28 protein-coding genes are annotated in these 26,396 nt (G+C 44.0%); 13 read left to right on the forward strand and 15 right to left on the reverse strand.

From position 1 onward, the window contains the following. Nucleotides 1–45 precede the first annotated feature (45 nt). The 3 genes from FRZ54_RS14930 to FRZ54_RS14940 all read left to right on the forward strand — a co-directional run bounded on the left by FRZ54_RS14930 (nt 46) and on the right by FRZ54_RS14940 (nt 3,687). Nucleotides 46–429: a DUF423 domain-containing protein gene (locus FRZ54_RS14930; RefSeq protein WP_147032385.1), complete on the forward strand. Its 384-nt coding sequence runs from the start codon at nt 46–48 to the stop codon at nt 427–429. 4 nt (nt 430–433) lie between these two features. Continuing rightward, on the forward strand, nt 434–2,920 hold the full coding sequence (gene priA, locus FRZ54_RS14935; RefSeq protein WP_147032386.1) for a replication restart helicase PriA: 2,487 nt from the start codon (nt 434–436) through the stop codon (nt 2,918–2,920). Between the two features lie 110 nt (nt 2,921–3,030). After that, entirely contained in the window at nt 3,031–3,687 is a 657-nt protein-coding gene (locus FRZ54_RS14940) for a protein-L-isoaspartate(D-aspartate) O-methyltransferase (RefSeq protein WP_147032387.1), read from the forward strand. 441 nt (nt 3,688–4,128) lie between these two features. Here FRZ54_RS14940 and smpB read toward each other — a convergent pair whose 3' ends face one another. From smpB to FRZ54_RS14955, 3 genes are read right to left on the reverse strand one after another with little or no spacing between them, the layout of a single operon-like run. Continuing rightward, nucleotides 4,129–4,578, reverse strand: a complete 450-nt coding sequence (gene smpB, locus FRZ54_RS14945) for an SsrA-binding protein SmpB (RefSeq protein WP_147032388.1) — start codon at nt 4,576–4,578, stop codon at nt 4,129–4,131. 19 nt (nt 4,579–4,597) lie between these two features. After that, nucleotides 4,598–6,496, reverse strand: a complete 1,899-nt coding sequence (locus tag FRZ54_RS14950; RefSeq protein WP_147032389.1) for an Nramp family divalent metal transporter — start codon at nt 6,494–6,496, stop codon at nt 4,598–4,600. Continuing rightward, a complete protein-coding gene (locus FRZ54_RS14955) occupies nt 6,493–7,143 on the reverse strand; it encodes a metal-dependent transcriptional regulator (RefSeq protein ID WP_147032390.1) in 651 nt (216 codons plus the stop codon). Before FRZ54_RS14955 ends, FRZ54_RS14950 begins: the two co-directional genes overlap by 4 nt. Before the next feature lie 124 nt (nt 7,144–7,267). On the opposite strand from FRZ54_RS14955, the gene FRZ54_RS14960 reads away from it, so the two are divergent. Next, nucleotides 7,268–7,738 carry an Lrp/AsnC family transcriptional regulator gene (locus FRZ54_RS14960; protein ID WP_147032391.1) on the forward strand — a complete coding sequence of 157 codons (471 nt, stop codon included), beginning with the start codon at nt 7,268–7,270 and terminating at the stop codon, nt 7,736–7,738. Between the two features lie 68 nt (nt 7,739–7,806). Here FRZ54_RS14960 and ung read toward each other — a convergent pair whose 3' ends face one another. After that, the gene (gene ung / locus FRZ54_RS14965) at nt 7,807–8,484 is read right to left on the reverse strand and encodes a uracil-DNA glycosylase (RefSeq protein ID WP_147032392.1); all 678 of its coding nucleotides are present in this window, start codon (nt 8,482–8,484) and stop codon (nt 7,807–7,809) included. 74 nt (nt 8,485–8,558) lie between these two features. Between ung and FRZ54_RS14970 the strand changes: the two genes are divergently transcribed. After that, nucleotides 8,559–9,110 carry a tetratricopeptide repeat protein gene (locus FRZ54_RS14970; protein WP_147032393.1) on the forward strand — a complete coding sequence of 184 codons (552 nt, stop codon included), beginning with the start codon at nt 8,559–8,561 and terminating at the stop codon, nt 9,108–9,110. A 37-nt stretch (nt 9,111–9,147) separates the two neighbouring features. On the opposite strand, the gene FRZ54_RS14975 is transcribed toward FRZ54_RS14970, so the two are convergent. Continuing rightward, entirely contained in the window at nt 9,148–9,360 is a 213-nt protein-coding gene (locus FRZ54_RS14975; protein ID WP_147032394.1) for a hypothetical protein, read from the reverse strand. Between the two features lie 168 nt (nt 9,361–9,528). After that, the gene (gene lysS / locus FRZ54_RS14980; RefSeq protein WP_147032395.1) at nt 9,529–11,247 is read right to left on the reverse strand and encodes a lysine--tRNA ligase; all 1,719 of its coding nucleotides are present in this window, start codon (nt 11,245–11,247) and stop codon (nt 9,529–9,531) included. A 102-nt stretch (nt 11,248–11,349) separates the two neighbouring features. Here lysS and FRZ54_RS14985 point away from each other — a divergent pair, with 102 nt between their 5' ends. From FRZ54_RS14985 to FRZ54_RS14995, 3 genes are all read left to right on the forward strand, one after another. Then, nucleotides 11,350–12,243: an AraC family transcriptional regulator gene (locus FRZ54_RS14985; RefSeq protein WP_147032396.1), complete on the forward strand. Its 894-nt coding sequence runs from the start codon at nt 11,350–11,352 to the stop codon at nt 12,241–12,243. 70 nt (nt 12,244–12,313) lie between these two features. Then, nucleotides 12,314–12,733: an ester cyclase gene (locus FRZ54_RS14990; protein ID WP_147032397.1), complete on the forward strand. Its 420-nt coding sequence runs from the start codon at nt 12,314–12,316 to the stop codon at nt 12,731–12,733. Continuing rightward, nucleotides 12,730–13,467: an SDR family oxidoreductase gene (locus FRZ54_RS14995; RefSeq protein ID WP_147032398.1), complete on the forward strand. Its 738-nt coding sequence runs from the start codon at nt 12,730–12,732 to the stop codon at nt 13,465–13,467. The genes FRZ54_RS14990 and FRZ54_RS14995 overlap by 4 nt, the downstream gene beginning before the upstream one ends. A gap of 2 nt (nt 13,468–13,469) precedes the next feature. On the opposite strand, the gene FRZ54_RS15000 is transcribed toward FRZ54_RS14995, so the two are convergent. The 5 genes from FRZ54_RS15000 to FRZ54_RS15020 all read right to left on the reverse strand — a co-directional run bounded on the left by FRZ54_RS15000 (nt 13,470) and on the right by FRZ54_RS15020 (nt 18,602). Then, a complete protein-coding gene (locus FRZ54_RS15000; RefSeq protein ID WP_147032399.1) occupies nt 13,470–14,411 on the reverse strand; it encodes a TolB family protein in 942 nt (313 codons plus the stop codon). Between the two features lie 31 nt (nt 14,412–14,442). Further along, nucleotides 14,443–16,359 carry an AMP-dependent synthetase/ligase gene (locus tag FRZ54_RS15005; protein WP_147032400.1) on the reverse strand — a complete coding sequence of 639 codons (1,917 nt, stop codon included), beginning with the start codon at nt 16,357–16,359 and terminating at the stop codon, nt 14,443–14,445. Between the two features lie 114 nt (nt 16,360–16,473). Then, entirely contained in the window at nt 16,474–16,800 is a 327-nt protein-coding gene (locus FRZ54_RS15010) for a HesB/IscA family protein (RefSeq protein WP_147032401.1), read from the reverse strand. Between the two features lie 70 nt (nt 16,801–16,870). Continuing rightward, nucleotides 16,871–17,284 (reverse strand): Fe-S cluster assembly scaffold IscU, encoded by a 414-nt coding sequence (gene iscU, locus FRZ54_RS15015; RefSeq protein WP_147032402.1) that lies wholly within the window; start codon nt 17,282–17,284, stop codon nt 16,871–16,873. Nucleotides 17,285–17,390: 106 nt separating this feature from the next. Beyond that, entirely contained in the window at nt 17,391–18,602 is a 1,212-nt protein-coding gene (locus FRZ54_RS15020) for an IscS subfamily cysteine desulfurase (protein WP_147032403.1), read from the reverse strand. Nucleotides 18,603–18,706: 104 nt separating this feature from the next. Here FRZ54_RS15020 and mce point away from each other — a divergent pair, with 104 nt between their 5' ends. Continuing rightward, complete coding sequence (gene mce / locus FRZ54_RS15025) at nt 18,707–19,108, forward strand: methylmalonyl-CoA epimerase (protein ID WP_147032404.1); 402 nt, start codon at nt 18,707–18,709, stop codon at nt 19,106–19,108. A 7-nt stretch (nt 19,109–19,115) separates the two neighbouring features. Here the strand turns inward: mce and FRZ54_RS15030 are convergent, their stop codons facing one another. Both FRZ54_RS15030 and FRZ54_RS15035 read right to left on the reverse strand, forming a co-directional pair. Beyond that, nucleotides 19,116–20,204, reverse strand: coding sequence for an NHL domain-containing protein (locus FRZ54_RS15030; RefSeq protein WP_147032405.1), 1,089 nt, complete (start codon nt 20,202–20,204; stop codon nt 19,116–19,118). A gap of 70 nt (nt 20,205–20,274) precedes the next feature. Continuing rightward, nucleotides 20,275–21,240: an ion channel gene (locus tag FRZ54_RS15035; RefSeq protein WP_147032406.1), complete on the reverse strand. Its 966-nt coding sequence runs from the start codon at nt 21,238–21,240 to the stop codon at nt 20,275–20,277. Nucleotides 21,241–21,610: 370 nt separating this feature from the next. Between FRZ54_RS15035 and trpD the strand changes: the two genes are divergently transcribed. The 4 genes from trpD to trpA all read left to right on the forward strand — a co-directional run bounded on the left by trpD (nt 21,611) and on the right by trpA (nt 25,239). Continuing rightward, nucleotides 21,611–22,603 (forward strand): anthranilate phosphoribosyltransferase, encoded by a 993-nt coding sequence (trpD, locus tag FRZ54_RS15040; RefSeq protein ID WP_147032407.1) that lies wholly within the window; start codon nt 21,611–21,613, stop codon nt 22,601–22,603. A gap of 1 nt (nt 22,604) precedes the next feature. Next, complete coding sequence (locus FRZ54_RS15045) at nt 22,605–23,219, forward strand: phosphoribosylanthranilate isomerase (RefSeq protein ID WP_147032408.1); 615 nt, start codon at nt 22,605–22,607, stop codon at nt 23,217–23,219. Further along, complete coding sequence (gene trpB, locus FRZ54_RS15050) at nt 23,216–24,397, forward strand: tryptophan synthase subunit beta (RefSeq protein WP_147032409.1); 1,182 nt, start codon at nt 23,216–23,218, stop codon at nt 24,395–24,397. Before FRZ54_RS15045 ends, trpB begins: the two co-directional genes overlap by 4 nt. A 71-nt stretch (nt 24,398–24,468) precedes the next feature. After that, on the forward strand, nt 24,469–25,239 hold the full coding sequence (trpA, locus tag FRZ54_RS15055) for a tryptophan synthase subunit alpha (RefSeq protein WP_147032410.1): 771 nt from the start codon (nt 24,469–24,471) through the stop codon (nt 25,237–25,239). Here trpA and FRZ54_RS15060 read toward each other — a convergent pair. Together FRZ54_RS15060 and FRZ54_RS15065 are read right to left on the reverse strand one after the other, a co-directional pair. Then, on the reverse strand, nt 25,236–25,661 hold the full coding sequence (locus tag FRZ54_RS15060; protein WP_147032411.1) for a hypothetical protein: 426 nt from the start codon (nt 25,659–25,661) through the stop codon (nt 25,236–25,238). The genes trpA and FRZ54_RS15060 overlap by 4 nt on opposite strands. A 37-nt stretch (nt 25,662–25,698) precedes the next feature. Next, complete coding sequence (locus tag FRZ54_RS15065) at nt 25,699–26,319, reverse strand: L-threonylcarbamoyladenylate synthase (RefSeq protein ID WP_147032412.1); 621 nt, start codon at nt 26,317–26,319, stop codon at nt 25,699–25,701. Between the last annotated feature and the right edge of the window lie 77 nt (nt 26,320–26,396).

Consider the following 26,396-nt stretch of genomic DNA (forward strand, 5'->3'; position numbering starts at 1 on the left):
GGTAAAGTAATACTTTCAAATGGTAACTTAGCACTTTATATACCGATGAACAGGAAAATTGTTATTACGGCTGCTGTATTAGGAATGTTTGGGGTTATTGCAGGCGCCTTTGCCGCACATGGTTTAAAACCCAAACTAACCGCTTATCAGCTGGATGTATGGCACACGGCTGTACAGTACCAGTTCTATCATGTTTTCGCGCTGCTGTTCCTTTCCATGCTTCCTGCCGATCGCAAATTCATTGGTCCCGCATATTGGCTGTTCACCTTAGGGGTCGTGTTCTTTTCAGGTTCATTATACCTCCTTGCATGCCAGGATCTGCTTGGATTGCACATATCCAATATTATAGGCCCAATAACACCCCTGGGCGGGTTGCTGTTCATAGCCGGCTGGGCCGCTCTGGCCCTGGGAGCCATCAGAAATAAATAATCTCATGCTCGAATTTGCCGACATACAGCATACCGACAGGGAAACGCTATTTGTGGAGGTTATCCTGCCATTGGCGATATCGAAGAACTATACCTACCGGGTGCCTTTTTCGTTGAACGATTCGGTCTTTATTGGTAAAAGGGTAGTGGTGCAGTTTGGTAAAAGTAAGTTATATACCGCCATTATTGCCGCTGTTGGCAACCAGGCGCCCGAAAAATATGAGGCCAAATACCTGCTCGATATTTTAGATGACAGGCCCGTGGTAACCGGAAGGCAACTCCGGTTTTGGCAATGGCTGGCGGATTACTACCTCTGCAATATGGGCGAAGTAATGAATGCAGCATTGCCTTCGGCATTGAAATTGGCCAGTGAGACCAAAATCGAATTGAACAAGGATTTCCAGGTTGATAAAAGCACCCTGCACGACAAAGAGTTCCTGATAACCGAAGCCCTCGAGATTCAAAACGAGCTCACGGTTGGCGATATAGTCAAATTGTTGGGCCAGAAAACAGTGATGCCTATCCTGAAATCGATGTTTGAAAAGAATATCATTAATATTTCGGAAGAAGTTAGCGAACGTTATAAACCACGGAAAAGGACTTTTCTCACACTCAACCCCATTTACAACGATCCGGATAATCTACGCGAGCTTTTTCCGATCCTTGAAAAGCGTGCCCCCAAACAAGCCGATGCCCTGCTGGCCTATATCAAATTGGCGAGGACACAAAAGACGATATCAAAAAATGAATTGATAGAAGAAAGCGGTGCGGGCGATGCAAGTATCAGGTCGCTTATTGAAAAGGAAATATTAGTAGCCGAAGAAAAGAATGTGAGCCGCTTGTATTTTGATGAGGATGAGTTCTCGGATAATTTTCAACTTAGTGACACACAGGAACAGGTATTGAATGATATAAAGCAACAGTTTAGCGAAAAAGATGTGGTACTGCTTCATGGTGTAACGTCATCCGGCAAAACACAGCTTTATATCCGGCTGATAGAAGATATGATCAATTCCGGCAAACAGGTGCTTTACCTGCTGCCCGAGATCGCTTTAACAACGCATATTATCGAACGCCTTCGCCAATATTTCGGCGGCAACATAGGTGTTTATCATTCGCGTTTCAATGATAACGAACGTGTGGAGGTGTGGCAGAAAGTACTGAATCATGAATATAAAGTGATCCTCGGCGCGCGGTCATCCGTCTTTCTTCCGTTTGCTGACCTTGGTTTGATCATTGTGGACGAGGAACATGAAACATCATACAAGCAGTTCGATCCGGCTCCGCGTTATAACGCCAGGGACGCTGCTATTTACCTCGGTAACATGTACCAGGGTAAGGTTTTGCTTGGCTCGGCCACACCTTCGTTCGAGTCGTATTACAATGCCCGTACACACAAGTACGGTTTTGCTGAGCTGGCTGAGCGCTTTGGCGGGGTTGAACTGCCCAAAACTGAAGTGGTAAGTATTACCGAAGAGTTGAAAAAGAAAACCATGCAGTCGCACTTTACCAGTGTGCTGATGGATGATATAAAAACCGCTCTCGCCAACAAGGAGCAGGTGATCCTGTTCCAAAACCGCCGTGGGTACGCGCCATTAATGATGTGCAAGGTTTGTGCTTATACGCCCAAATGTGTCAATTGCGATGTGAGCCTCACCTTTCATAAAAGCAGCGGAAAACTGCATTGCCATTATTGCGGATATAAGGAAGAAGCACCATCCATCTGCCCGGCGTGTGGATCGACGCACCTGGAATATAAGGGTTTTGGTACCGAGAAGGTAGAAGATGAATTGAGTATGTTGCTGCCCGGGGCACGGATAGCCCGCATGGACCTGGATACCACACGTTCGAGAAATTCTTTACAAAACATCCTGAACGACCTGGAAGAGAAAAAGATAGATATCCTGGTAGGTACGCAAATGGTGGCCAAGGGACTCGACTTTTCTGATGTTACGGTTATTGGAATTATCAATGCAGATAGCCTGTTAAAATATCCTGATTACCATGCCAACGAACGCAGCTTCCAGATGCTGGCGCAGGTAAGCGGCAGGGCAGGCCGCAGGGGCAAACAGGGTAAAGTAGTTATTCAAACATATGACCCTAACCACCGGGTTATCAGGCAGGTAATAGAAAATGATTATAAGGATCTGTACTTTACAGAAATGGAAGAGCGTAAAAGCTTCAAATATCCGCCGTTCTATCGTATTATCAATTTGGATGTAAAACACAAAAGCCAGGACATATTATATAACCAGGCCGAATACCTTGCAACCGAGCTCCGCAAGAACTTTGGCGACCGTGTTATAGGGCCCGAATATCCGCTCATCAGCCGTATCCGTAATTACTATATCAAATCCATCATGCTCAAATTTGAGCGGGATGTGGAGTCCATTAACCGCGCAAAGGCAATCATTAAGGATGTCATCACTCAGTTTCAAACGACTAAGTTGAGCAAGGGTGCAATCATACAGGCAGACGTCGACCCAGTCTGATTTTTGTCATTCCGAGCGCAGCGAAGAATCTAATACCTGAATTTCTGTGTAACCTGAATTTCTAAACATTCCTGCTCAGACTACCGAAATCGTGCTAACTTTGTTGGCAAATGGCTTATAAGTTTATAGACAATTACCGTGAACAAGGCGCCCGCAAAAGGCTTGTTGAGATATTGGAGAAAAAGGGCATCGATGATAAGCAGATATTAAAAGCGATCGGCAAAGTTCCCCGCCATTTCTTTTTCGATGAAACTTTCTGGAACCAGGCTTATAAAGATATTGCCTTCCCGATTGGCGAGGAGCAAACCATATCACAGCCTTATACTGTTGCCTACCAAACCCAACTGCTACATATCAAAAAAGGCGATAAAGTGCTGGAAATTGGCACAGGTTCAGGTTACCAGGCTTGCATATTGATGGAGCTTGGAGCTGATGTGTATACCATTGAAAGGCAGGAAAAGCTATATCAGCGCACCATACAGGTTTTGCCCTACATGGGTTATAAACCCAAATTCTTTTTAGGCGATGGCTCCAGGGGCATAAAAGAACATGCACCTTATGATAAGATCATCGTAACTGCCGGCGCGCCTACCGTACCCGACGAGCTATTAAAACAACTTAAAATTGGCGGTATCCTGGTGATACCGGTGGGAGATGAAGACAAACAGAAAATGGTGACGGTACTAAAAACAGCTGAAAACGATTACGAGAAACACGTATTGGATACTTTCAGGTTTGTGCCGTTGGTGGGGGATAAGGCTTGGTAGGATTTCGAATTTCGGATGTGCAATTTCGAATTTACCATTTGAGTCGATTGATATATTTATAAAATGTAACTATCAATTCGTCATCGTCACAATATCGGATCATCTCTGAAGGTTCAAATGGTTTCGGGCGATATTCAAAATACCAACGCATATTGTTCACATTTAATGTAATATGCAAGGTCTCTCTGCCAAGTTCAGCCGGATTATAAATCGTAACTACTAAATTATGCATAGATGTATATGCAAAGAGTTTTTTATCCAAATTACCCTTACGAATAAATCGAATTAGCGCGAGCATGCTTTCATAGGGGAACCCCAAATTCTCATACTTTTCCTCAAGCTTCTCCCAAGGAATAATCTTGACTAATCCAGGTCTGTATTTATAACTGTTATACACGTAGATGAATATAAGGAGTTAATTTGATTTTTCAAAAACCAAACCTACCGCTTCATCGCCCGTTCCATTTCCACTTTAGTATCGCGCTCTTTCAAACTTTCACGCTTGTCATAGGTTTTCTTGCCTTGTGCCAGCCCTATTTCCAACTTGGCAAAACCGCGTTCGCTTATAAACAAAGCTAAAGGAACAATGGTTAATCCCTTCTCCTCGCCACGGGTTTGCAGTTTTTTTAGTTCTTTTTTGTTGAGCAATAACACCCGATCGCGTTTGGCTTCGTGGTTGTAGAATGAGCCGTAGGAGTATTCCGAAATATGAAGGTTTCGGACAAATAGTTGCCCATCTATAAAGGTGCAAAATGCATCATTCAGATTCGCCTTGCCTTCGCGGATAGATTTGATCTCGGTCCCCAGCAATTTTATACCGGCTGTATATTTATCCAGTATGGCGTATTCAAAATAGGCACGTTTGTTCTTTATATAGATATCCTGGCTCATCGCGGTGCAAATATGCGAATTATTGCGGTTTTACCACCAATACCGGGATATTAACCTTATGCCGAACAGAATTTACTGTTGTGCCAAATATCAGATCCTTTAGAGCCTTATGCCCGTGCGAGCCCATCACCAGGAATTCTATCTGTTCATCCTTTACAATTTGCGCAATGGACTTCGCAGCTCTTCCAAAACCGATCTTACTTTCGGCATGGTACCCCAGCTCCTGCATCGAAGTAACATATTTTTCCAGGTTGTCCACATCGCTTTGTGTTTCGTGGTCCATGGTGTCCGTTCCATAATAACGCGCCCCCGCAGTTTCAACCACGTGTATCAACTTATAGTGCGCCCTTTTCCCGCCCTGCATAATCGCATGCCTGATGCAGTCTTTATCGTTTTTAGAAAAATCGATGGTTATGCCAATCGTTTTATAAATTATCGGCGCAAGGTCGGTAATAGCAGTAGCTAAACCATGTGGCACCTGTGCAGGCATATCTTTATGTTTAAACAATAAAGGTCTTAAAAATACATATATTAACAGCACACCGACCGCAATTGTTATGGGTACCACCAAACCATAAATCAATACTCCCGACTGCGGGTAAGCAGCGATCCAATCCTTTATCTGATCGATCACCAGTTTTGCATTCAAGCCGAGTATCAGTACGGCACATGCCCAGGCAAGTAACTTTACCTTATTGCTTATGGAGAATATCCCCATCCGTTTACGATCGGATACAAAGTGGATAAGAGGTATCACCGCAAACCCTAATTGTAGGCTCAGCACAACCTGGCTAAGGATAATGAGTTTACCCAGGCCATCCTCACCAAAATAAATAATGGTGAACATAGCCGGGACTATTGCCAGCAAGCGTGTAAGCAAACGGCGCAACCATGGTTCGATGCGCAGATTGATATGCCCTTCCATGATGATCTGCCCGGCAAGTGTACCCGTTACGGTGGAACTCTGTCCTGATGCTATCAGGGCGATCGCAAACAGGGTGGGGGCCACCTTTCCGAAAATGTGTTCCAGCAGCTTATAAGCATCTTTGATCTCCGCAACCTCAAAATAGCCATTGCGGAAGAAGGCGCCCGCTGCCAGTATCAATATCGCCGCGTTCACGAAGAAGGCCAGGTTTAACGCTATGGTTGTGTCAAACAGGTTAAATTTGATAGCTGTTTTAATACCTTCGTCGGTCTTTGTTATTCTTCGGGTTTGAACCAATGACGAGTGCAGGTATAAATTATGCGGCATTACCGTTGCGCCAATTATACCGATAGTAATGTACAGCATTTGCTGCGTTGCATGGTCGGATTTAAAAAGGTTAGTTGGAATAAATCCCTTTGCTATCTCTTTAATGTCTGGCTGTACAATAAACATCTCCACCAGGAACGAGACGCCGATAATAAATATCATGGAGATAATAAAGCCCTCCAGTTTGCGCATTCCGCGGTTCATCAGGAACAGCATCAGTATGGTGTCCGTCAATGTTAGCGAAACACCCCATATCAACGGAAGGTTAAATAAAAGCTTTAAACCGATTGCCATACCGATTATTTCGGCGAGATCGCAGGCTATAATAGCTATTTGCGCCAGCAGGTAAAGAAAGAAGTTAGCAAAACGCGGATAAGCGTTCTTTGATGCCTGGGCCAGGTCGAGCCCTCGTACGATCCCCAATCTTGCGGCTAATGATTGCAGTAACAGTGCCACCAGGTTAGATACGAAAAGCACCCAGATCAGCTTATACCCGAAAGCGCTGCCACCTGCAATATCCGTGGCCCAGTTGCCCGGGTCCATATAACCAACGCTGATGAGGTATGCCGGACCTATAAAAGCCATTAACCTCCGCCAGCCTGTTTTGTTGTCGGTGGTAATGGAGCTATGGACATTGCTCAGCGATTTGCCGTGTTCGTGGCTCATAGTGCTATCAGCAAATTATTGGCTACTTCGCGGCTGATATGTATTTTATTATTATCAACCGTCAGGATCACCGAGTGATCGTAGGTGTTTATTTCTGCTATTTTGATCTTTTTACCAATGATCAAATTCATTTTCTCAAGATATTGGAGGAAAGCGGCGGAGTGTTCCCTGACCCCTGAAATTATTCCCGTATTGTCAACCAGCAAAGCAGACACCGGTTTCAATTCGTGCGCCTTAAATTTTCCATGCTGATCGGGTATGGGGTCGCCATGCGGGTCGTATTTCGGGCGACCCATAAACTCGTCGAGACGATCGACAAGCTCCTTTGACGAAATATGCTCAAGCTCTTCGGCAACCTCGTGCACTTGGTCCCATTTAAAATTGAGTTTTTCCACCAGGAAGTACTCCCACAACCTGTGTTTCCTCACGATGCTCAACGCGACCTTTTCACCGGCGCCTGTTAATGTTACACCCTGGTATTTGGTGTAATTGATCAACTCTTTTTCGGCCAGCTTCTTCAGCATATCCGTTACCGACGCCGCTTTTGTGCTTAACGACGCGGCGATCTGGTTGGTGCTGACGCTTTCCGACTGGATGGAAAGATGGTAGATGGCCTTTAAATAATTCTCCTCTGTGAATGTATGCATTTAAGCAAATCTAATTAAAAATTTAGATTAGTCTAAAAAAAATCTATAAAATTTATTTCGGCCTAAATTGTTTTAAAAGAAATTTTATTCTGTTGATTAAGGAAAAACTATATTTGTACCCATCATGGCTGCTGAACTTGACAAAATTGACCTGCAGATACTCAGGATTTTACAGGACAATGGAAGGATAACCAACTTACAGTTATCCAATGAAATAGGCTTATCGCCTGCGCCCACCCTGGAACGCGTACGTAAACTGGAAAATGCGGAGTACATCAAAAGCTACCACGCACTTGTAGACGAGGAAAAGCTGGGCCTCGGCATCAAAACATTTATCCAGGTTTCGCTTGATTTTCACAAGAATAATACGATCCAGGTATTCCTGGACGAGATACAAAAGATAAAGGAAGTTACAGAATGCCATCACGTAACCGGTCAGTGCGATTTCCTGCTTAAGGTATACGTTAAAGACATTAAATCATACGAGCAACTCATCATGGAAAAGATCAGCCGCATACCGGTTGTAAAAACTTTCCAAACCATGATGATCATGTCGACCAGCAAAAAAGAGCCGATAGTGCCGTTGGAATACTAATTGTTGATTTACTGAATTATTTAATGACTGAATATCAATAATTCTATAATTCAATCATTCAGTAATTATTAATGTATTTGCCAATCAATAGGTTCCTTCCCTTCTTTTACCAATATCTCATTTGTTTTTGAGAACGGCCTGGAACCAAAGAATCCCCTGTCAGCAGAAAACGGCGATGGGTGAGGAGATTTGATGATAAAGTGTTTAGACTTATCGATCAGTTCGGCTTTGGCCTGTGCATACGCTCCCCACAGGATGAAAACAATACCTTCTTTTTTGTCAGATATAGTTTTGATCACCTGGTCGGTAAATTCCTCCCAGCCTTTTTTTTGATGCGATGCAGGGCTGCTGTCTCTCACTGTAAGCGTTGCGTTTAGTAATAAAACACCCTGTTCCGCCCATTCGGTCAGGTCGCCATGATTTGGTATTGTAAAACCCGGGATATCCGTTGCCAGTTCCTTATAAATATTTTTAAGTGATGGCGGCGGTGTTATGCTTTTTTGCACCGAAAATGACAAACCATGCGCCTGGTTAACTCCATGATAGGGGTCCTGGCCCAATATCACTACTTTCAGTCCATCAAAAGGTGTTTTTTTGAATGCATTGAAAATATCCGCGCCTTTGGGATATATTTTATAGCCTGCATCCTTTTCGTGTTTTAAAAATTTTTTGAGTTTGATCATATAGTCCTTCTCAAACTCGCCCTGTAAAACTTTCAGCCAGGATGGTTCTAAATCTATCGCCATAAATATTTATGCAGATGTTGGTTAAGACTACAAATAAACGGATATTTGCAATCTGTTTTATAGTTCATAAAATTATGTCAAATCTTGTTCGGCTTATTATTGCCTGCGTTGTTGCCGGAGCGGGCGTTACTCTTTGTGGCTTCGGTTTTTGGGGATGGGGGATATTGGTGTTTTTTATTGGGGGGCTTATCCTGCTAACTTATTTCTTTAACGAAAACATGATCATTGCGCAGTTTTACCTGCGCAAGGAGAATTCAGAAAAAGCCGACCAATGGCTTGGCAAAATAACCGATTATGAAAAGCAACTGAACAAAAATCAGCATGGTTACTATAATTTGTTGCTTGGCTTGATGGAATCGCGCAAGGCGCCGCTGAAATCAGAAAAGTTCTTCAAGAAAGCCTTGTCGTTAGGCATGAAAATGTCACACAACGTTGCTCTTGCTAAATTGAGCCTTGCGGGCATTGCGATGGCTAAACGTAATAAGCGCGAAGCGCAGATGTATCTTTCTGAGGCAAGTAAAGATGATAAGAATAAACTGCTTGCCGACCAGATAAAGATGATGAAGGCGCAGATGGCGCAAATGGATAAACAGCAGGCAGTGCGTGGCGGATACCGCCAGTATTAGTCAAAAAAATAGGCTTTAAAAAGATGATCTTTAAAGCCTATTTCTCTTCAATAAAGCTGTAATAGTCCGGTTCAGATGAAGAGTTCAATCTTGCCGGTACATATTTCTCTGGCGTCGGCAGATGGTCGTCCGATGGGTTCGCCACCTCAACTATTTTCAGCAGACTTCTTATAAACGACAGGTCGAAAGTACTCCTGTTCAATTTGATAAGATATTCGTTTTCGGTAATTTCTAATATTGAGCTAGTCATAATGTTTGCATAACTTGTGTAATTATAAAGTTATACAGACATTTTGATGCCAAAGTTTTATCAATTTTATTATTTTATTAACAAATTGTAAACAGTTGGCTGTTGAAAATGTGCGGTTTGCAAAAAATAACGATGTCAACCGCAAATTAAAAACTGTTGATTTATCGCTCAGAACCAACTCATCACAACTTCCTTGGCAGGCATCGTAATATCCAGCTTCAACTTTTTACGCATACCGCCCAGGTCATTAAAAACTTTGTTCGGGTTGGCGGCTTTTAATTCTTCTACGGTGTTGAATCCCATTTTATTCAACACCTGTACCCATTCTGCGGGCACGCCGATATTGATAAAATCATCAACAGTTGCCACTTTAGCCTTCTTTTCAGGGCGCATCTGCGGAAAAAATAAAACCTCCTGTATCGTATGCTGGTTGGTAAGCAACATTACCAAACGGTCGATACCGATACCCAAACCCGAGGTTGGCGGCATGCCATATTCTAAGGCACGCAAAAAATCTTCATCCATCGCCATAGCTTCTTCATCTCCGCGCCCGGCTAACTTCAGCTGCTCTTCAAAGCGCTCACGCTGATCTATCGGGTCGTTTAGCTCCGAGTAGGCATTAGCAATTTCCTTACCGTTCACAAATAGCTCAAAACGTTCAACCAACCCGTCCTTGCTGCGGTGTTTTTTAGCAAGCGGTGTCATTTCAATGGGGTAGTCGGTAATATAGGTCGGTTGTATCAGGTTAGCCTCCACTTTAGCACCGAATATCTCATCTATCAGTTTGCCCTTGCCCATGGTAGCGTCGGTCTCAATGCCAAGATCTTTACATGTTTTCAGCAAGCCGTCTTCATCCATGGCCGACACATCAATGCCGGTGTATTTTTGGATCGATTCATACATCGATAATCTTTCATAGGGTCCTGCAAAGTTGATCTCGTTATTACCTACCTGTACCACCGGAATGCCGTGTACGGCCCGCGTCACTTCTTCAAGGCAGTTTTCAACCATTTGCATCATCCAGATATAGTCCTTGTAAGCGACGTAGATCTCCATTGACGTAAATTCCGGGTTATGCGTACGGTCCATACCTTCGTTGCGGAACATCTTGCCAAACTCATAAACGCCGTCAAAGCCGGCCACGATCAGTCTTTTTAGGTACAATTCATTCGCGATACGGAGAAAGAGCTCCATATCCAAAGTGTTATGATGCGTTTTAAATGGCCTTGCCGCTGCGCCACCGTGAACAGGCTGCAAAATGGGAGTTTCCACCTCCATCCAGCCCTGCTTGTTAAAGTAATCGCGCATAGTGTTGATCACCTTAGAGCGGTTAACGAATATTTGTTTAAATTCGGGATTAACGGTCAAATCCACATACCGCTGGCGGTAACGCATTTCAGGATCAGTAAACCCGTCATGAATGGTGCCATCCTCTTCACGCTTTACAACAGGCAGCGGCTTTATTGATTTTGATAAAACGAACAGCTCACTGACATGCACAGATATCTCGCCCGTTTGAGTTATGAAAGCGTAACCCTTCACCCCAATATAATCGCCTATATCCAACAGCTTTTTGAATACGGTATTGTACATGGTTTTATCTTCGCCGGGGCAAATGTCGTCGCGCTTCAGGTATATCTGGATACGCCCGGTCGAGTCCTGCAACTCGGCAAACGAGGCACTGCCCATGATGCGGCGCGTCATGATACGACCTGCTAAAACCACATTCTGATAAGTATCGGCGTTGGCGTTAAAATTATCCAGTATATCCTGCGCAAATGCGGTTACATTAAATGCCTCGGCCGGGTATGGATTGATCCCAAGGGCACGAAGCTGCTGCAACGATTCGCGGCGTAAAATTTCCTGTTCGGATAGGTTAGTACTCATGTATAAAACGGTGCTTCAATAAGGTTGCAAAAATAGCGTTTTTTGTAATACACCGGGGATGTTATCAGCTGTATCAACTGCAAAAATGGCTAACTTTGTTACATGTATGCGTCTCTTGTCGAAAATATCATTCCCAAATATAGTCTCAAACAGGCTAGCGATGCCGAGTTCGATCTGTTCATGATAAAAGAACTTAATGGCGAATACAGCCAACACCCTTCTATATTTCTGGCACCGCACCGCAAGGATTATTATTTGTTTGCGTTTGTAAAAGATGGTAGCAGCCGGCATTGGGTTGATATGACACCTTATGTCTTAAAGCCCGATACTTTCTATTTTTCTGTGCCACACCAGGTACATGTAAAGGAGCACTCAAGGCCCTTGATCGGCACGATGCTTTGTTTTACAGACGATTTCTTAGCTATGGAAGAAAATTTGTCTCTAAGGCAATTACCCGTTATCCAAAATTTACACAACGGCCATGAACTTAATCTTACAACAGAAAATGTAAAGTTCATTGAAGACATAATGGCTAAAATGTTAATTGAAAATAGTGCTAACAATAACTTACATTATAGCATGTTGCTGGCCTACCTGCGCGTATTGTTGATTTATTTAAGCCGCATTTATACAGAGCAATTTGTAAAGCCGGCGGGACAATCGGAACGGGTTCTGTTGAATAGATTTAAGGCGTTGATTGAAGAACGATATCTTGAATTACATGACGTAGCTGGCTACGCCGACCTATTGCATATTTCCGGCGGCCACCTGAATGATGTGGTGAAATTTCAAAGTGGTAAAACTGCTATTGAGCATATTCATGAAAGGCTGACGCTGGAGGCCAAACGATTGCTCTTCCATACCGAACATTCCATAAAAGAAATAGCTTACCGCCTTGGTTTTTACGATGCCTCCTATTTTAATCGCTTTTTTAAACGCATAAGCGGTCAAACCCCCTTAATGTTTCGCAATAGCTCCCGCGAAATGTACCATTGATCCCCGTTTCTGTCCTATCCTTAGCATTTTCTGCACCAGTACTTTTGTTTCGTTTTAAAAAAAGCAAAAGATGACGGAACAGGAAAAACAAAACAAAGCGATTGTAATTCGCTTTAATAAGGAAGTACTTGAAAAAGGTAATATCGACGTTATAAATGAGGTCATTCATCCCGATTTTATTAACCACACAGCCCCTGCAAGTGCACGAGGGCCGCAGGGAATAATTGACTTCACGATCAACATCCTGCAAAAATCATTATCCGGTATCCGTGTTGAGATACACGACCAGGTACTTGAGGACGAGAAAGTTGTTACACGTAAAACTATCTCAGGAACTCACATTGCAGCCTTTATGGGAATTCCCGCAAGCGGTAGGGAAGTGACGATCAGCATAATAGACATCATTATACTTAAGGACGGTCAATATACAGATCACTGGAGTATCCGCGATTTACAGGATGTTATAGAAAAATCATTAGGTCGCTTATGAAAACAGCATTGATAACGGGAGCAAATAAAAGCATCGGCTTCGAAGTAGCGCAGCAATTGTTGCAGGCAGGCTATTACGTTTACCTCGGCAGCCGGGATTCGGAAAAGGGAGAGCAGGCGGTTGCTAAATTTAAGTCGCAAGGACTGGACCAGGTAGAAGTTATTCAGATTGACGTAAGCAATTCGGCAACCATTCATACTGCAAGAGTAGAATTAGGAAACAAGATCACTTCGCTGGATGTTTTGATTAACAACGCGGGAATCAGGGGAGAAGGTGACCCAAGCGCATCATTCATCACACCAAAAGCCATCAGGGACGTGTTCAATACCAATTTCTTCGGAACGATAGAAATGACCCAAGCCTTTCTCGATCTGTTAAGGGCATCCGATGCACCCCGGATAGTTAACGTTACATCCGGCCTGACGTCGTTAACTTTGCATAGCGACCCAAACTGGAAGTATTATAAATTTAAAGGTGCTGCATATGGTCCTTCGAAAACAGCTTTGAACGCATACACCATTGCTCTCGCGTTTGAATTGCGCGATACCCCTTTTAAGATTAATGCAGTTGACCCCGGTTACACCGCTACCGATTTTAACCAGCACCAAGGGACTGGAACAGTAGAAGATGCCGCCGCCCGCATAGTCAAATATGCAACAATAGGACAGGATGGGCCAACCGGCGGTTTTTTTAGCGATGATAATAACCCGGAAACGGGTGTAAGCCCCTGGTGAGATCAATACACCACAGGGAACTGATAAAACCCATCCAGTATCTTTTTCAATCCCGATCCGTCCCTGTTGATGCGGTAGATGCCGAACAGGCCATAAGGGTAATCGGTATAGGACAAATAAATTGCCATACCATCGTACGACCATGATGCGCCCAATATCGAGTTGGGTGTGTTGTTGTCGTAAGCGACGATCTTTTTGGCGTTCCTGCCATCTGCGTCACAGGTATAAAGACCGGTACTGGTATCATAGAGTATTTTTTTGGCATCACGGGATATGCCCAAAAATTCCACATCGGGTATTACCGATGTAAGATTATTACCATCCGGATCAACTGAGTAAATACCGACGTGGTGGTGGTCGCCTATGGCATTAAAATATATCTTGCCATCCGCTCCCCAATGAATATTAGCAACGGCCCCGTCGTCGTTTGCTAAAAAGGTAAGACGTTGTTCGGATGTGCCGTTTGCATTAGCTACATAAACATCGTAATCGTAAAGGCTGTCGACCTGTGCCTTACCATAAGCTATTTGCTTACCATCAGGCGAGAATGAGCCATAATCCGCCCGGTGTCCTTGTACAACGGTCCTGAAATTGCCGCCGGGAACATCAATAATACACAGGCTGCGGTCGCTGTCATCTTTATTGCCGCGGGTGTAAATTACTTTTGTCCCATCAAAGGACCACGAGCCGCGGTAACTGTAATGGTCGGTCTCAAACGGCGTAATTGCGGTAATGCCTGTACCATCCAGCTTAGCATAGTATAGAGATGTGTAGTCGCTTGGCGCATTGACATGGCCATTGTTAAACTCCTCATCAGCGGCAAACAAAACATAGGTGCCGAATGATGTCGGCGGAGTTTCGGGAATAACCTTTTTCTCCTTATGACACGAAAAAAGGAACCCCAATAAAAATATCAGCACTAAATACTTCAAATTTTTATACATAGCGCTTTTTTTGACATGGTTACGCCATAGCCTAGTCTGCTTTTGCTTCCTGCAAATACATTTGGTCTATAGCTTCAGCATATTTCTTTTCTATCACTTTCCGTTTGGCTTTCATGGTTGGGGTTACTTCCCCCTCGTCCATACTGAAAGGTGTGCGTTTAACCTTAAAATTTTTGATACGTTCAAATTTGGCAAGTTCGTTCGAAAGCCGTTTAATATCCTGGCCTATCCAATCGACGATCTCTTTCTCCTCAATAAACATTACGGGCTGTTCAAAAAACTCGTTGCTTAGGTTAAAAGTTTCCTGTAATATTTCCCGCGCCGGCACCACTATAGCCGTTATATATTCGCGCTTGTCGCCCACCAGGAATACCTGTTCTATTTTTGAACTCTTTAAATAAGTATTCTCCACAGGAGTTGGGTAAATGTTTTTCCCATAGGCGTTAACCAGCATGTTTTTAAGGCGGTCGGTAATTTGCAGGTTCCCTTTGTAAAAACGGCCGATGTCACCCGTATGAAACCAGTCATCCGGGTCAATAACGGTAGCCGTTTCCTGCGGTTTGTTCCAATAGCCTTTCATCACACAATGGCCGCGTACAATGATCTCACCTTCTTCCGATTGAAAATCCTCTTTGAAAGTATTATGGGTTTGAATAGTGTAAATCTCCTTTGTGTCAACATTTTGTATGCCCACCTCTATGCGCGGAATGATACGGCCAACGGTGCCGTAAATAACACGCTCGTTTTCGGTAACGGCCATTACGGGCGATGTTTCCGTCAAACCAAATCCTTCTAATACTTTGATACCCAGGTCTCCAAAGAACTCGCCAATATTTTTAGGCAAGGCGCCCCCGCCGGATATCAGGAATTTCAACTGTCCGCCGGTACGTTCTTTTATCTTACTGAATACCAGCTTTTCTGCAATTTTTTGCTGCTGGCGAAGTATGATGTTGGGCTTTTTACCGCTTTCCAGCACCAGGCGGTATTTGCGACCAATACCAAGTGCCCAAAGGAATATTTTCGTTTTTGCACCACCTGCCGAAGTGCCGTTTTTCATGGCGCGGTCGTGTATGCGTTCCAGTAAACGGGGTACGCAGCACATTATAGTGGGCCTGACTTCGCCCATATTTTTGGCCAGCAGATCGAGACTTTGCGAAAATGCGATAGTGCATCCTTCAAAAAGGCAAATATGATACGTAGCAGTGCGTTCGAATACATGCGAAAGCGGCAAAAAAGAAAGGAATTTATCCGTTTTCTCCAACACCTGTATTTGTTCCAAGCTTGCCCGGACATTTTCCGTCAGGTTAAAATGGGTGAGCATAACGCCCTTAGGGGTACCGGTTGTGCCCGAAGTATAGATTAGGCAGGAAAGATCGGATGGCAAAATAGCCTCCCGCGCGCTGTTAATAGCCTGGCGGTATTGTTCAACTATCTTTTTTCCTTCTTCTATTATATTTTTGATACAGGTTATACCGGGATTGAACTTGCCGCCCCTGTCGGCATATTTTTCCATCTCATCAAAGCCGAGAATTATCCTTATCAAGTTAGGGCAACTGTTCGCAACCCTGTATACCTTCCTCATCAGGAAAGGCGTGCCGACCAGAATAGCCTTGGCTCCTGAGTCGTTCAGGATATATTCTATCTCCGTTTCAGAAAGGGTAGGGTATATAGAGGTATTTACTGCGCCTATCTGCTGCAATGCCTGGTCGTAATAAACATAATCCGGACCATTATCAATGATAAGGGCCAGGCGGTCCCCTTTTTTTATACCTATTTCCAGGAACCATGCCGATATCGCGTCGATTTTTTCAATCGCTTCTTTGTAGGATATCTCAACCCAATCCTCTTTTACTTTATGAACAAGGAATGGATGCGTTTCGGGGTGAATGTTTGCGACAATATTGCGTATCAGGTCAGGTACGGTCTTTCGCTCAGCTACAGAATTCATTAAAATAAGTCGGGTTTATATTGATTCCAGTTATAAAAGTAATGATTACGGCATTAACAAAAAAATGCCCGGCATTAATATACCAGGCATTTAATTTATTTAGATCAAAATACTTTATACGGAAAAACTCTCACCGCAGCCGCAGGTACGCGACGCGTTAGGGTTATGGAAGTTAAAACCTTTGCCATTCAACCCGTCGCTAAAATCAAGTTCGGTGCCGGCAAGATAAAGGAACGACTTCATGTCAAGAGCCATGCGGATACCTCTGTCCTCAAAAAACTGGTCGCCTTTTTTTATTTCGTTATCAAAATCAAGATTATATGATAACCCCGAGCAACCACCCCCCTTCACCGATACCCGAAGGAAATAAGAGCCGTCGAGCCCCGCATCCTGCATCAGGTGGTCTATCTTACTTTTTGCTTTATCTGTTATAGTTACCATTGTAGTCAATTGTCAATAGTGAATGGTGAGCAAATGGCAATTCACCATTCACTACTCACTATTCACCAAATTAGTGGTGTGCTTTTTCCGCTTCTATCGGAGCCATACCGTTTTTTACGCGGTAATCGTTGATAGCGGCCTTAATAGCATCTTCCGCCAATACCGAACAGTGAATTTTTACTGGCGGCAACGCCAATTCTTCAACAATATCCATATTGTCAATTTTCATCGCATCATCTATCGATTTGCCCTTAAGCCATTCGGTGGCCAATGACGATGAGGCAATAGCCGAACCGCAGCCAAATGTTTTGAACTTGGCATCGGTGATGACATTGTTATCATCAACCTGTATCTGCAGGCGCATTACGTCGCCGCACTCAGGTGCTCCTACCAAACCGGTACCTACTTTTACATTGCTCTTGTCCAAAGTGCCCACGTTGCGGGGGTTTGTGTAGTGATCGATTACTTTATCTGAATAAGCCATATCTTGTAATTATTGAATTAGTGAGTTATTGAATAATTTAAACTCTGTATTTTATTAGTTAAAACGGTATTTGCAAAGCTGCATATCCGCAAATTTATTCATCAAATTAATGTTCCGCCCACTCTATCTTGCTCAGATCAACGCCTTCCTTGAACATTTCCCATAGCGGGGAAAGCTCGCGCAGGTGAAGTACGGATTTTTTGGTTACTTCAATAGCGTAATCAACTTCTTCCTCGGTGGTGAACCTTCCCAAGCCAAAACGTATCGAAGAGTGTGCCAGATCATCCGAAAGGCCTAAACTTTTTAATACATATGATGGTTCAAGCGAAGCTGAAGTACAAGCCGAACCTGACGAAACTGCCAGATCCTTCATAGCCATCATCAAACCCTCACCCTCGACATATTTGAAGGAGATATTAGCCACATGCGGCAAACGGTGTTCCTGGTTGCCATTTACATAGCTTTCTTCCAGTACAGTTAACTCGGCCTGTAGTTTATCACGCAAAGCGGATAGACGTTTTGCCTCGCTTTCCATTTCCTGGCCGCATAACTCACATGCTTTTCCAAAGCCTACAATGCCCGGTACATTCAATGTGCCCGAACGCATGCCACGCTCATGGCCGCCTCCGTCCATTTGTGCGGTAACTTTTACTCTCGGTCCTTTGCGACGAACGTATAGTGCGCCTACGCCTTTAGGGCCGTATATTTTATGTGCTGAAAAAGCCAGCAGGTCAATACCATCAGTATTTACATCAACCGGTATTTTACCCACGGCCTGCGTAGCGTCTGTCATAAACAAGGCGCCGTATTTATGCGCAATTGCAGCAATTTCTTTTACAGGCTGTATCACACCAATCTCGTTGTTGCCGTACATTATCGACACCAGGATCGTCTCAGGGGTTATCGCGGCTTCCAATTCAACCAGGTCGACCAGTCCATCTTCCTTAACACCAAGGTAAGTTACCCGGCCGCCAAGTTTCTCAACATGATGGCAGGTATCTAAAACCGCTTTATGTTCGGTAACTGCAGTAATAATATGGTTGCCTTTTTCCTTGTACATTTCAAAAACACCCTTGATAGCCAGGTTATCTGCTTCGGTGGCGCCGGAGGTAAAGATTATCTCTTTTTCGTTCGCACCTATCAGTTTGGCCACCTGTTCGCGGGCATAGTCAACAGCTTCTTCAGCTACCCAGCCAAACGCATGATTGCGGCTGGCAGCGTTGCCGAATTTTTGATTGAAATAAGGCAACATGGCATCCAGTACCCGTGGGTCCATGGGAGTTGTTGCATTATTATCGAGGTATATTGGCAGATCCATATCGTGTTTTATTAACAATACAAAGATACGCAAAGTTTTTATTTATAATCATTCAAAACAAGGTTAAATAATCAGATAAACGTAATTATTTGCAATATTTGGGAATGAGAAAGGTGGAACACATCGGGATTGCGGTAAATAGTATAGCCGATGCGGGCAAGATATATGAAGTACTATTGAACACTTTGGTGTATAAAATTGAAGATGTTGAATCCGAGGGAGTTAAAACCGCATTTTTGCAATCGGGCCCAAATAAAATTGAATTACTCGAATCTGCTTCGCCGGGTAGCCCCATCGCCAAATTTATTGAGAAAAGGGGGGAGGGTATCCATCACATAGCCTTTGATGTAGAGGATATTGAAGCCGAAATGGCACGTCTGAAAGCCGCGGGTTTTGTCCTTTTAAATGACAAGCCTAAACCCGGGGCAGATAATAAACTGGTTTGTTTTGTTCATCCAAAGAGCACAAACGGGGTATTGATAGAACTTTGCCAGGGGATCAAATAGCGCCCAACTACAACCCGCTCGCCTGTGCTATCAGGTTATTGCCCGAATCGGCTATATAAATAGTATATGACGCCGTATTTACGGCAATGCCGTTCGGGCGTACCACCGACAATGGCCTGGGCGGTCCAAACTTATTGTTATATCCTAAAATGTCATAGCCCTTTGTATAAGCAGCTATATCAAATCCGCTGATGCCGGTTACTTTTCCTTCGGGAGTTATTTTGCTGACATGCCCGCCAAAAGTTTCGGTGACGTACAAATTACCATTTGTTCCTATGGTGATAGCATCAGGGAAATTAAAGCTTGCCATTATGCCTGTACCATTGAACGACGCGGCATTACCACTACCGGCAAAAGTACTTACCAATCCCGACGCATCTATTTTCCGCACGAGGTTGTTGCCGGCATCGGCCACATATAAATTACCGGCTGCATCTACGGCAAGCCCTTGTGGAATGTTGAAAGTGGCATTTGCGCCCACCCCATTTGTATTTCCTAAAGCAATTTTTCCGGCAAGCGTTGAAACCGTCCCATCCGGCGTTATCTTCCTGATCAGATCGTTACCTGTATCGGCGACATATACATTCCCATTTTTATCGACAGATATACCCTGCGGGAAATTAAAACTCGCAGCAGTTCCTTTCCCGTCGGCGTGTCCGATGTCTCCGCTGCCCGCCAGGGTTGAAACCGTGCCGTCCGGCGCTATCTTCCTGATCAAATTATTTGCAGCATCTGCCACATAGATCGTATTGGACGCGTCGATAAAAAGCGCTTCCGGCAAATTAAAACTGGCCAAAGCGCCCTTGCCGTCGGCTGATCCAACTGAACCGCTGCCTGCAATAAGGGTAACATCGCCGGCTGTAGTTATCATTTTTATGGTATTGGTAGCAACATCTGCTAAGTACAAATTCCCGTTAGCACCAATCATCATGCCCGTCGTAGGATATTGAGCCGCATGGTTGCCTGCATTGTAAACAATAGCAGGGGTTGTATCTGTATTGGAAGGAGCGGGGCCTTGCTTCTTAGCGCAACCCGTAAGACCAGCCAAAGCGCCAACAGCGCATGTGGTAAAAATGAGTTTAAAAATTGATTTCATGGCGAATAAGGTTATCAAATCAGGGTATAAGTAAAGTTATGTATAATAAGCCCAATTATCAACTATTTAATTAGTTTTTTTGGATAGGGGGTAGTTCTATACTGGAAAAATCTCCTATCTTGCTCAAATCCAATACTATACGGCCATCTTCGTCACGGTCAAAAGTGGGTTTAAATTTGGCACCCCATACCAGGTCGCTGTGCTGGTACGAAGTTCGGGAATGGACGGTCTGTGAGAAGGTGTCGTCAAATGCTTTTAACAGAACCGCAAATGTCGCCTGCGATTTTTGAAGATCTTCCGGCGTCATGTCTTTCAAAGGGCTTTTATCATTCAGGGGGTGCACTACGGTCCAATTCAGAGTAAGAATGCTTACATTTTTCCTTTCAAGCTCAAGCTGGTAAAACCGCCGCATGATCTTTCCGTCCACATCTTCATTGAATGAAAAGATGACCTCTATATCCAGGTCTATCAGCGTATTGCGTCGCAGGTTGGCCAGGCGAAACATCAATCCATGATGGTCTTCCATATAGGGTGCAACCAATAAATTACTGCTGTAAGTAATTTTAGCCGATGGCCTTGAGAAACGTCCATAAAGTAAACCGGTAGCTAAAGCAAAGGCCAGCAGACCCATCATCGATTCGAGCGCAGCAACGCTATTGGTGGCCATACCCTTCGGACTGATGTGCCCATAGCCCACGGTTGAGATGGTTTGCGCCGAAAAGAAGAAAGCATCCCAGAAATGCTCGAAAGTATTTGTACCCTCGGCACCATTAAGATTTTGCACACCAATAGCTAAATAAATACTTGCAAATATGACATTGATGGCCAGGTAACACGCCAGTATCAGTAACCAGAATTTCCCCCATTTCATCGTTATCAGCTTGTGATAATTATCGTATGGCCTGAAAACCGGCAAACCTACCCGCTTTACGTTTACGGAGCCATCCTGCCTGATAAGCGGCTGGCTTTTTATCACCGGCTGCGAACCAAAACCGAGATCGTCTTCAGGGTTATATTTTTGTTTTTTAATGGGCATGGCTTGGTTGATTAAGTTGGGTTAAGCTGATGGAGTTATTGTGATCATTTAAACTTATTCAATCACTTAACTTGATCAACCCAATTAACTGATCACGTAAAAATATCATTCCCCTTGCTTTTAGAAAAAACTATTTCCATATTTGTGCCATAACAATGAAAAATATATTAAACAATAACTGGTGGTGGCTTAACGAGTAATCGTAAGGCAGTCCTGTTTTTGTTTGTAAAAAATATACGCAAAGGGTTGCCGCAAGGTAGCCCTTTTTTTATGGCCCCCGGCCCCCTGAAGGGGGAAAGCCGATTTTGGGGCGAGAGATTTGGAAATTGATAATCATAAATAAATTTCCCCTTTTATGGGGTAGGGGTATATGAAAGCGATACTTAACCATCTTTTTGAAAATAAGACATTCAGCCGCGGGCAGTCGAAGGAAATACTGACCAATATTGCGAAGGGCCAGTATAACAACTCGCAAATGGCGGCATTTATGACAGCTTACTGCATGCGCAGCATCACTGTGGATGAACTTGAGGGTTTCCGTGATGCGATGCTCGATCTATGCCTGCCTGCTGAACTGGGAACGGACGAGGTGGTGGACCTTTGCGGAACCGGCGGCGACGGGAAGGATACATTCAATATATCTACCCTGGCTTCATTCGTTGTTGCCGGAGCAGGGTATAAGGTTGCCAAACACGGCAATTACGGGGTGTCGTCGGGATGCGGGTCATCCAATGTTATCGAGTTTCTGGGTTACCAGTTCACTAACGATACCGACCATTTGAAGAAAAACATAGATAAAGCAAATATTTGTTTTTTACATGCGCCGTTATTTCACCCGGCAATGAAAACAGTAGCCCCGATACGCCGCGAACTGGGTGTCAAAACTTTCTTCAATATGCTTGGGCCAATGGTAAATCCGGCAAAACCAAAAAACCAAATGGTAGGCGTTTTTAGCCTTGAACTGGCTCGGATGTATGCCTACCTGTATCAAAAATCAGATGTAAAATATACCATTCTGAATGCTTTGGATGGTTATGATGAGGTTTCGCTAACGGGGGATTTTAAAACTTTTTCCGCAGAAGGCGAAAAGATCAATACAATAGAAGACCTCGGGTTCGAAAAACTTAAACCTTACGAAATAATGGGTGGAAGCACTGTTAAAGATTCGGCCGATATATTCATGCGCGTGTTAAACAATGAATCGACCCCGGCACAGGCCAACGTGGTTTTATGTAATGCCGCCATTGCAATAAGGACGATCGATCCGGGAAAATCGTTTGGTGATTGTTTTTACGAAGCCGAAGAATCGTTACTGAACAAGAAGGCGCTGAAAAGCTTTAATACTTTAATAAGCAGTAATTAAGATGAGGATAAAGGTTTGTGGTTTAAAGCATGCGGAAAATATTGGAGCCGTAGCAGCATTGGGGCCCGATTATGTGGGTTTTATCTGCTACGCGCCATCACCAAGATATGCGTCCGGTCTCCAGGACGAAATATTGGCCGCTCTGCCTGAAGGTATTTATAAAACAGCGGTGTTTGTAAATGAAGATGAAGAAATTATAACTAAACTTATTGATAACTATAACTTTGACGCGGTTCAATTACATGGCAATGAAAGCCCTGAATTTTGTGAATTGTTCCGCGATAAAGCGACGGTTATCAAGGCGTTTGGTATCGACGAGGATTTTGATTTCGACAGGCTCGTCGGGTATGCGGGTAAGGTTGATTATTTCCTGTTCGATACCAAAACTCCTAAACATGGCGGATCGGGACAAAGCTTTGACTGGAGATTGCTGAACGGCTATAAATTGAATGTCCCGTTTTTTTTGAGCGGAGGTTTAAGCCTGGACAACCTGGGTGAGGTAAAGGCAATAGATCACCCTCAATTTTTCGGCGTCGATTTAAACAGTAAGTTCGAACTGGAGCCGGGGTTGAAGGATATTGATAAATTGAAAAAGGCATTTGAAATACTAAAATGAAATACGGAGTAAACGAGCAAGGCTATTATGGCGATTTCGGCGGGGCATACATCCCCGAAATGCTTTATCCCAACGTCGAGGAATTGCGGCAGCAATATTTACGTATCCTGAATGATGCTGATTTTAAGGCCGAATATGACCAATTGCTGCGCGATTACGTGGGGCGACCATCGCCCTTATACCATGCCAGGCGATATTCGGAAAAATACGAGACAAACATATTTTTTAAGCGGGAAGACCTGAATCATACCGGTTCGCATAAGATCAACAATGCGATAGGCCAGATATTGCTTGCCATCCGTCTCGGGAAAAAACGTATCATCGCCGAAACAGGCGCTGGTCAACATGGGGTGGCAACAGCGACAGTTTGTGCACTAAAAGGCATCGAATGCGTGGTTTACATGGGCGAAGTGGATATGGAACGCCAGGCGCCAAATGTGGCCCGTATGAAAATGCTTGGCGCTAAGGTGGTTCCGGCTACGTCCGGAAGTAAAACTTTAAAGGATGCTACCAACGAGGCCATGCGCGACTGGATCAATAACCCAGTGGACACACACTATATCATTGGCTCGGTGGTTGGTCCTTATCCGTACCCCGAAATGGTGGCACAGTTTCAGTCCGTTATCTCGCTGGAAGCAAAAAAACAATTACTTGAGAAAACCGGAAGCGAATTACCCCAATATGTTATTGCCTGTGTAGGCGGTGGCAGCAATGCCATGGGTGTGTTTTATCATTTTTTGGATGACGAGTCGGTGAAATTAATAGCTGTGGAAGCGGCAGGACAGGGGGTTGACAGCGGCCATTCGGCAGCGACAACCTTTCTTGGTCGCGAAGGAGTATTGCATGGCAGCCGCACCATCCTGATGCAAACTGATGACGGGCAGGTAGTTGAGCCATATTCCATATCAGCTGGGCTGGATTACCCGGGCATAGGGCCACAGCACGCGCATTTATATAAGATAAAACGTGCACAATATGTAAGTGCCACCGATGATGAGGCCTTGCAAGCGGGCTTATTGTGCTGCCAGTTGGAAGGCATTATCCCGGCAATAGAAACGGCGCACGCCCTGGCGCATCTTGAAAAAATGAAATTTGAACCCACCGACAACGTAGTGATCTGTATTTCGGGAAGGGGAGATAAGGATTTGAATACGTATATAAAACATTTTAATTTTTGACCATAGTCAATAGTCCATTGACCATAGCGATTGTAGCTATCGACCATCGACCATTGACCATCGACTGAAACATGAACCGATTAAATAAACTTTTCGACTCGAAAAAAGATAACCTGCTATCCATCTACTTCACTGCGGGTTACCCGGCGCTTAGTACGACAGTTGAGATCGCCGAAGCACTGGAAAAAGCGGGAGTTGACTTTTTGGAGATCGGTTTTCCGTATTCCGACCCCGTGGCAGATGGACCGACAATTCAGCATAGTTCAGAAGTTGCACTGGAAAATGGGATGAACCTGAACCGGCTTTTTGAAGAGTTGAAAGATATCAGGCAGCGTGTCAGCATACCCATTTTATTGATGGGCTACGTAAACCCAATGGTGCAATATGGTGTAGCACGTTTCTGCAAAAAAGCTGCTGAAGTTGGTGTCGATGGCGTTATCGTACCTGATTTGCCTATGTATGAGTATGAAAGCCTTTACTCCAAAGATTTTAAGAATAATAACCTCAGCAATATCTTCCTGGTAACCCCCCAGACGTCTGAAGAACGCATCCGCAAGATAGACGGCCTGAGTGATAGCTTTATTTACCTGCTTTCGTCATCATCAATAACCGGTAAAAACCTCGAGGTGTCCAATTCAATAGAGGATTATTACAAGCGCGTTAAATCGATGCAATTGAAAAATCCGGCTATTATTGGCTTCGGCATATCTAATACCGACACTTTTAACAAAGCTTGTGAATATGCGCGCGGGGCTATTGTAGGCAGCGCGTTCGTAAAGTTTTTGGGAAGTGAAAATTATTTGGAACGGATTCCCGGGTTTATCCAATCAATAAGACCTTAATCTGCCACAAAGATCATAGGGTTTTTTGCCCTTGCAACTTTTTTGAACCGGGATACGTCTGCCGTATCATTCGGATAGAAAAACAGTTCCTGTTCAGCGCTATTTTCTGCATAGCTTATCTGCCATCTTTTTCTGAGGCTCGTGTAACCAGCCGAAGGCTCTATGCGAATGATGTCCTTTAACCGGATTATCTTCTCGGTTTTTCTGCTCGTCACAAACAGGAATGATTCATCATAAGAAAGATTCAAAGGCGCCATATAAATGGTGTAAATACTGTAGGGCACCAGAACCAGCATCAAAACGAACAGCAAAGCTGCGACTATAGCAGGTAGCGCTGCCCAGGAAAAAAATGTAATGACAGGGACCACAGCGATTATCACTTTTTCGGGAATTAAATTACTGGATAGTTGCGTCTTGAACAAGGCTTTAAAGTTTTATCAAACATAGTCAAAAACTTTCTTACAGATATAATTCCAGTTCACCCTTGCCCTCACGAATCACTTCAGGCTCACCCGACGTGCAGTCGACCACGGTTGATGCTATATTACCACCGTAACCGCCATCGATCACAATATCCACCAGATCCTGGTATTTTTCATAGATAAGTTCCGGATCAGTTGAATATTCCACCACTTCATCATCATCGTGGATAGAGGTAGATACAATAGGATTGCCTAATTGCTTCACTATCTCCCGTGCAATATCATTATCAGGCACGCGTATACCCACCGTTTTTTTATTCGAACTCAATAGTTTCGGTACATTATGATTCGCATTAAAAATAAAGGTGAACGGCCCGGGCAGTGCCTTTTTCAGCATACGGAACAGGGTGGTGTCTATCGGTTTGATGTAGTCCGAAATGTGGCTCAGATCGTAGCAGATGAATGAGAAATTTGCTTTTTCAGGTTTAATGCGCCTGATCTGGCAGATACGTTCAATAGCCCTGTGATTGGTAATATCGCAACCCAGGCCGTATACTGTATCGGTAGGGTAGATGATGATGCCGCCTTTACGCAGCACATCAACAACCTGCTCAATAGCTTTTGGATTAGGGTTTTCAGGATATATCTTTAGTAACATATTGATTTAGCAAATATACCGTTAGATAGTTTTAAAAAAGAAAAGCCATCTGCAAATGCAAATGGCTCTTCGAAATA

Source organism: Mucilaginibacter ginsenosidivorans (genome assembly GCF_007971025.1).
Classification (GTDB): Bacteria; Bacteroidota; Bacteroidia; order Sphingobacteriales; family Sphingobacteriaceae; genus Mucilaginibacter; species Mucilaginibacter ginsenosidivorans.

Coding starts and splice junctions, on each gene's coding strand:
- FRZ54_RS14930 (WP_147032385.1), top strand. CDS start 46: ATGAACAGGAAAATTGTTATTACGGCTGCTGTATTAGGAATGTTTGGG.
- priA (WP_147032386.1), top strand. CDS start 434: ATGCTCGAATTTGCCGACATACAGCATACCGACAGGGAAACGCTATTT.
- FRZ54_RS14940 (WP_147032387.1), top strand. CDS start 3,031: ATGGCTTATAAGTTTATAGACAATTACCGTGAACAAGGCGCCCGCAAA.
- smpB (WP_147032388.1), bottom strand. CDS start 4,578: ATGAGCCAGGATATCTATATAAAGAACAAACGTGCCTATTTTGAATAC.
- FRZ54_RS14950 (WP_147032389.1), bottom strand. CDS start 6,496: ATGAGCCACGAACACGGCAAATCGCTGAGCAATGTCCATAGCTCCATT.
- FRZ54_RS14955 (WP_147032390.1), bottom strand. CDS start 7,143: ATGCATACATTCACAGAGGAGAATTATTTAAAGGCCATCTACCATCTT.
- FRZ54_RS14960 (WP_147032391.1), top strand. CDS start 7,268: ATGGCTGCTGAACTTGACAAAATTGACCTGCAGATACTCAGGATTTTA.
- ung (WP_147032392.1), bottom strand. CDS start 8,484: ATGGCGATAGATTTAGAACCATCCTGGCTGAAAGTTTTACAGGGCGAG.
- FRZ54_RS14970 (WP_147032393.1), top strand. CDS start 8,559: ATGTCAAATCTTGTTCGGCTTATTATTGCCTGCGTTGTTGCCGGAGCG.
- FRZ54_RS14975 (WP_147032394.1), bottom strand. CDS start 9,360: ATGACTAGCTCAATATTAGAAATTACCGAAAACGAATATCTTATCAAA.
- lysS (WP_147032395.1), bottom strand. CDS start 11,247: ATGAGTACTAACCTATCCGAACAGGAAATTTTACGCCGCGAATCGTTG.
- FRZ54_RS14985 (WP_147032396.1), top strand. CDS start 11,350: ATGTATGCGTCTCTTGTCGAAAATATCATTCCCAAATATAGTCTCAAA.
- FRZ54_RS14990 (WP_147032397.1), top strand. CDS start 12,314: ATGACGGAACAGGAAAAACAAAACAAAGCGATTGTAATTCGCTTTAAT.
- FRZ54_RS14995 (WP_147032398.1), top strand. CDS start 12,730: ATGAAAACAGCATTGATAACGGGAGCAAATAAAAGCATCGGCTTCGAA.
- FRZ54_RS15000 (WP_147032399.1), bottom strand. CDS start 14,411: ATGTATAAAAATTTGAAGTATTTAGTGCTGATATTTTTATTGGGGTTC.
- FRZ54_RS15005 (WP_147032400.1), bottom strand. CDS start 16,359: ATGAATTCTGTAGCTGAGCGAAAGACCGTACCTGACCTGATACGCAAT.
- FRZ54_RS15010 (WP_147032401.1), bottom strand. CDS start 16,800: ATGGTAACTATAACAGATAAAGCAAAAAGTAAGATAGACCACCTGATG.
- iscU (WP_147032402.1), bottom strand. CDS start 17,284: ATGGCTTATTCAGATAAAGTAATCGATCACTACACAAACCCCCGCAAC.
- FRZ54_RS15020 (WP_147032403.1), bottom strand. CDS start 18,602: ATGGATCTGCCAATATACCTCGATAATAATGCAACAACTCCCATGGAC.
- mce (WP_147032404.1), top strand. CDS start 18,707: ATGAGAAAGGTGGAACACATCGGGATTGCGGTAAATAGTATAGCCGAT.
- FRZ54_RS15030 (WP_147032405.1), bottom strand. CDS start 20,204: ATGAAATCAATTTTTAAACTCATTTTTACCACATGCGCTGTTGGCGCT.
- FRZ54_RS15035 (WP_147032406.1), bottom strand. CDS start 21,240: ATGCCCATTAAAAAACAAAAATATAACCCTGAAGACGATCTCGGTTTT.
- trpD (WP_147032407.1), top strand. CDS start 21,611: ATGAAAGCGATACTTAACCATCTTTTTGAAAATAAGACATTCAGCCGC.
- FRZ54_RS15045 (WP_147032408.1), top strand. CDS start 22,605: ATGAGGATAAAGGTTTGTGGTTTAAAGCATGCGGAAAATATTGGAGCC.
- trpB (WP_147032409.1), top strand. CDS start 23,216: ATGAAATACGGAGTAAACGAGCAAGGCTATTATGGCGATTTCGGCGGG.
- trpA (WP_147032410.1), top strand. CDS start 24,469: ATGAACCGATTAAATAAACTTTTCGACTCGAAAAAAGATAACCTGCTA.
- FRZ54_RS15065 (WP_147032412.1), bottom strand. CDS start 26,319: ATGTTACTAAAGATATATCCTGAAAACCCTAATCCAAAAGCTATTGAG.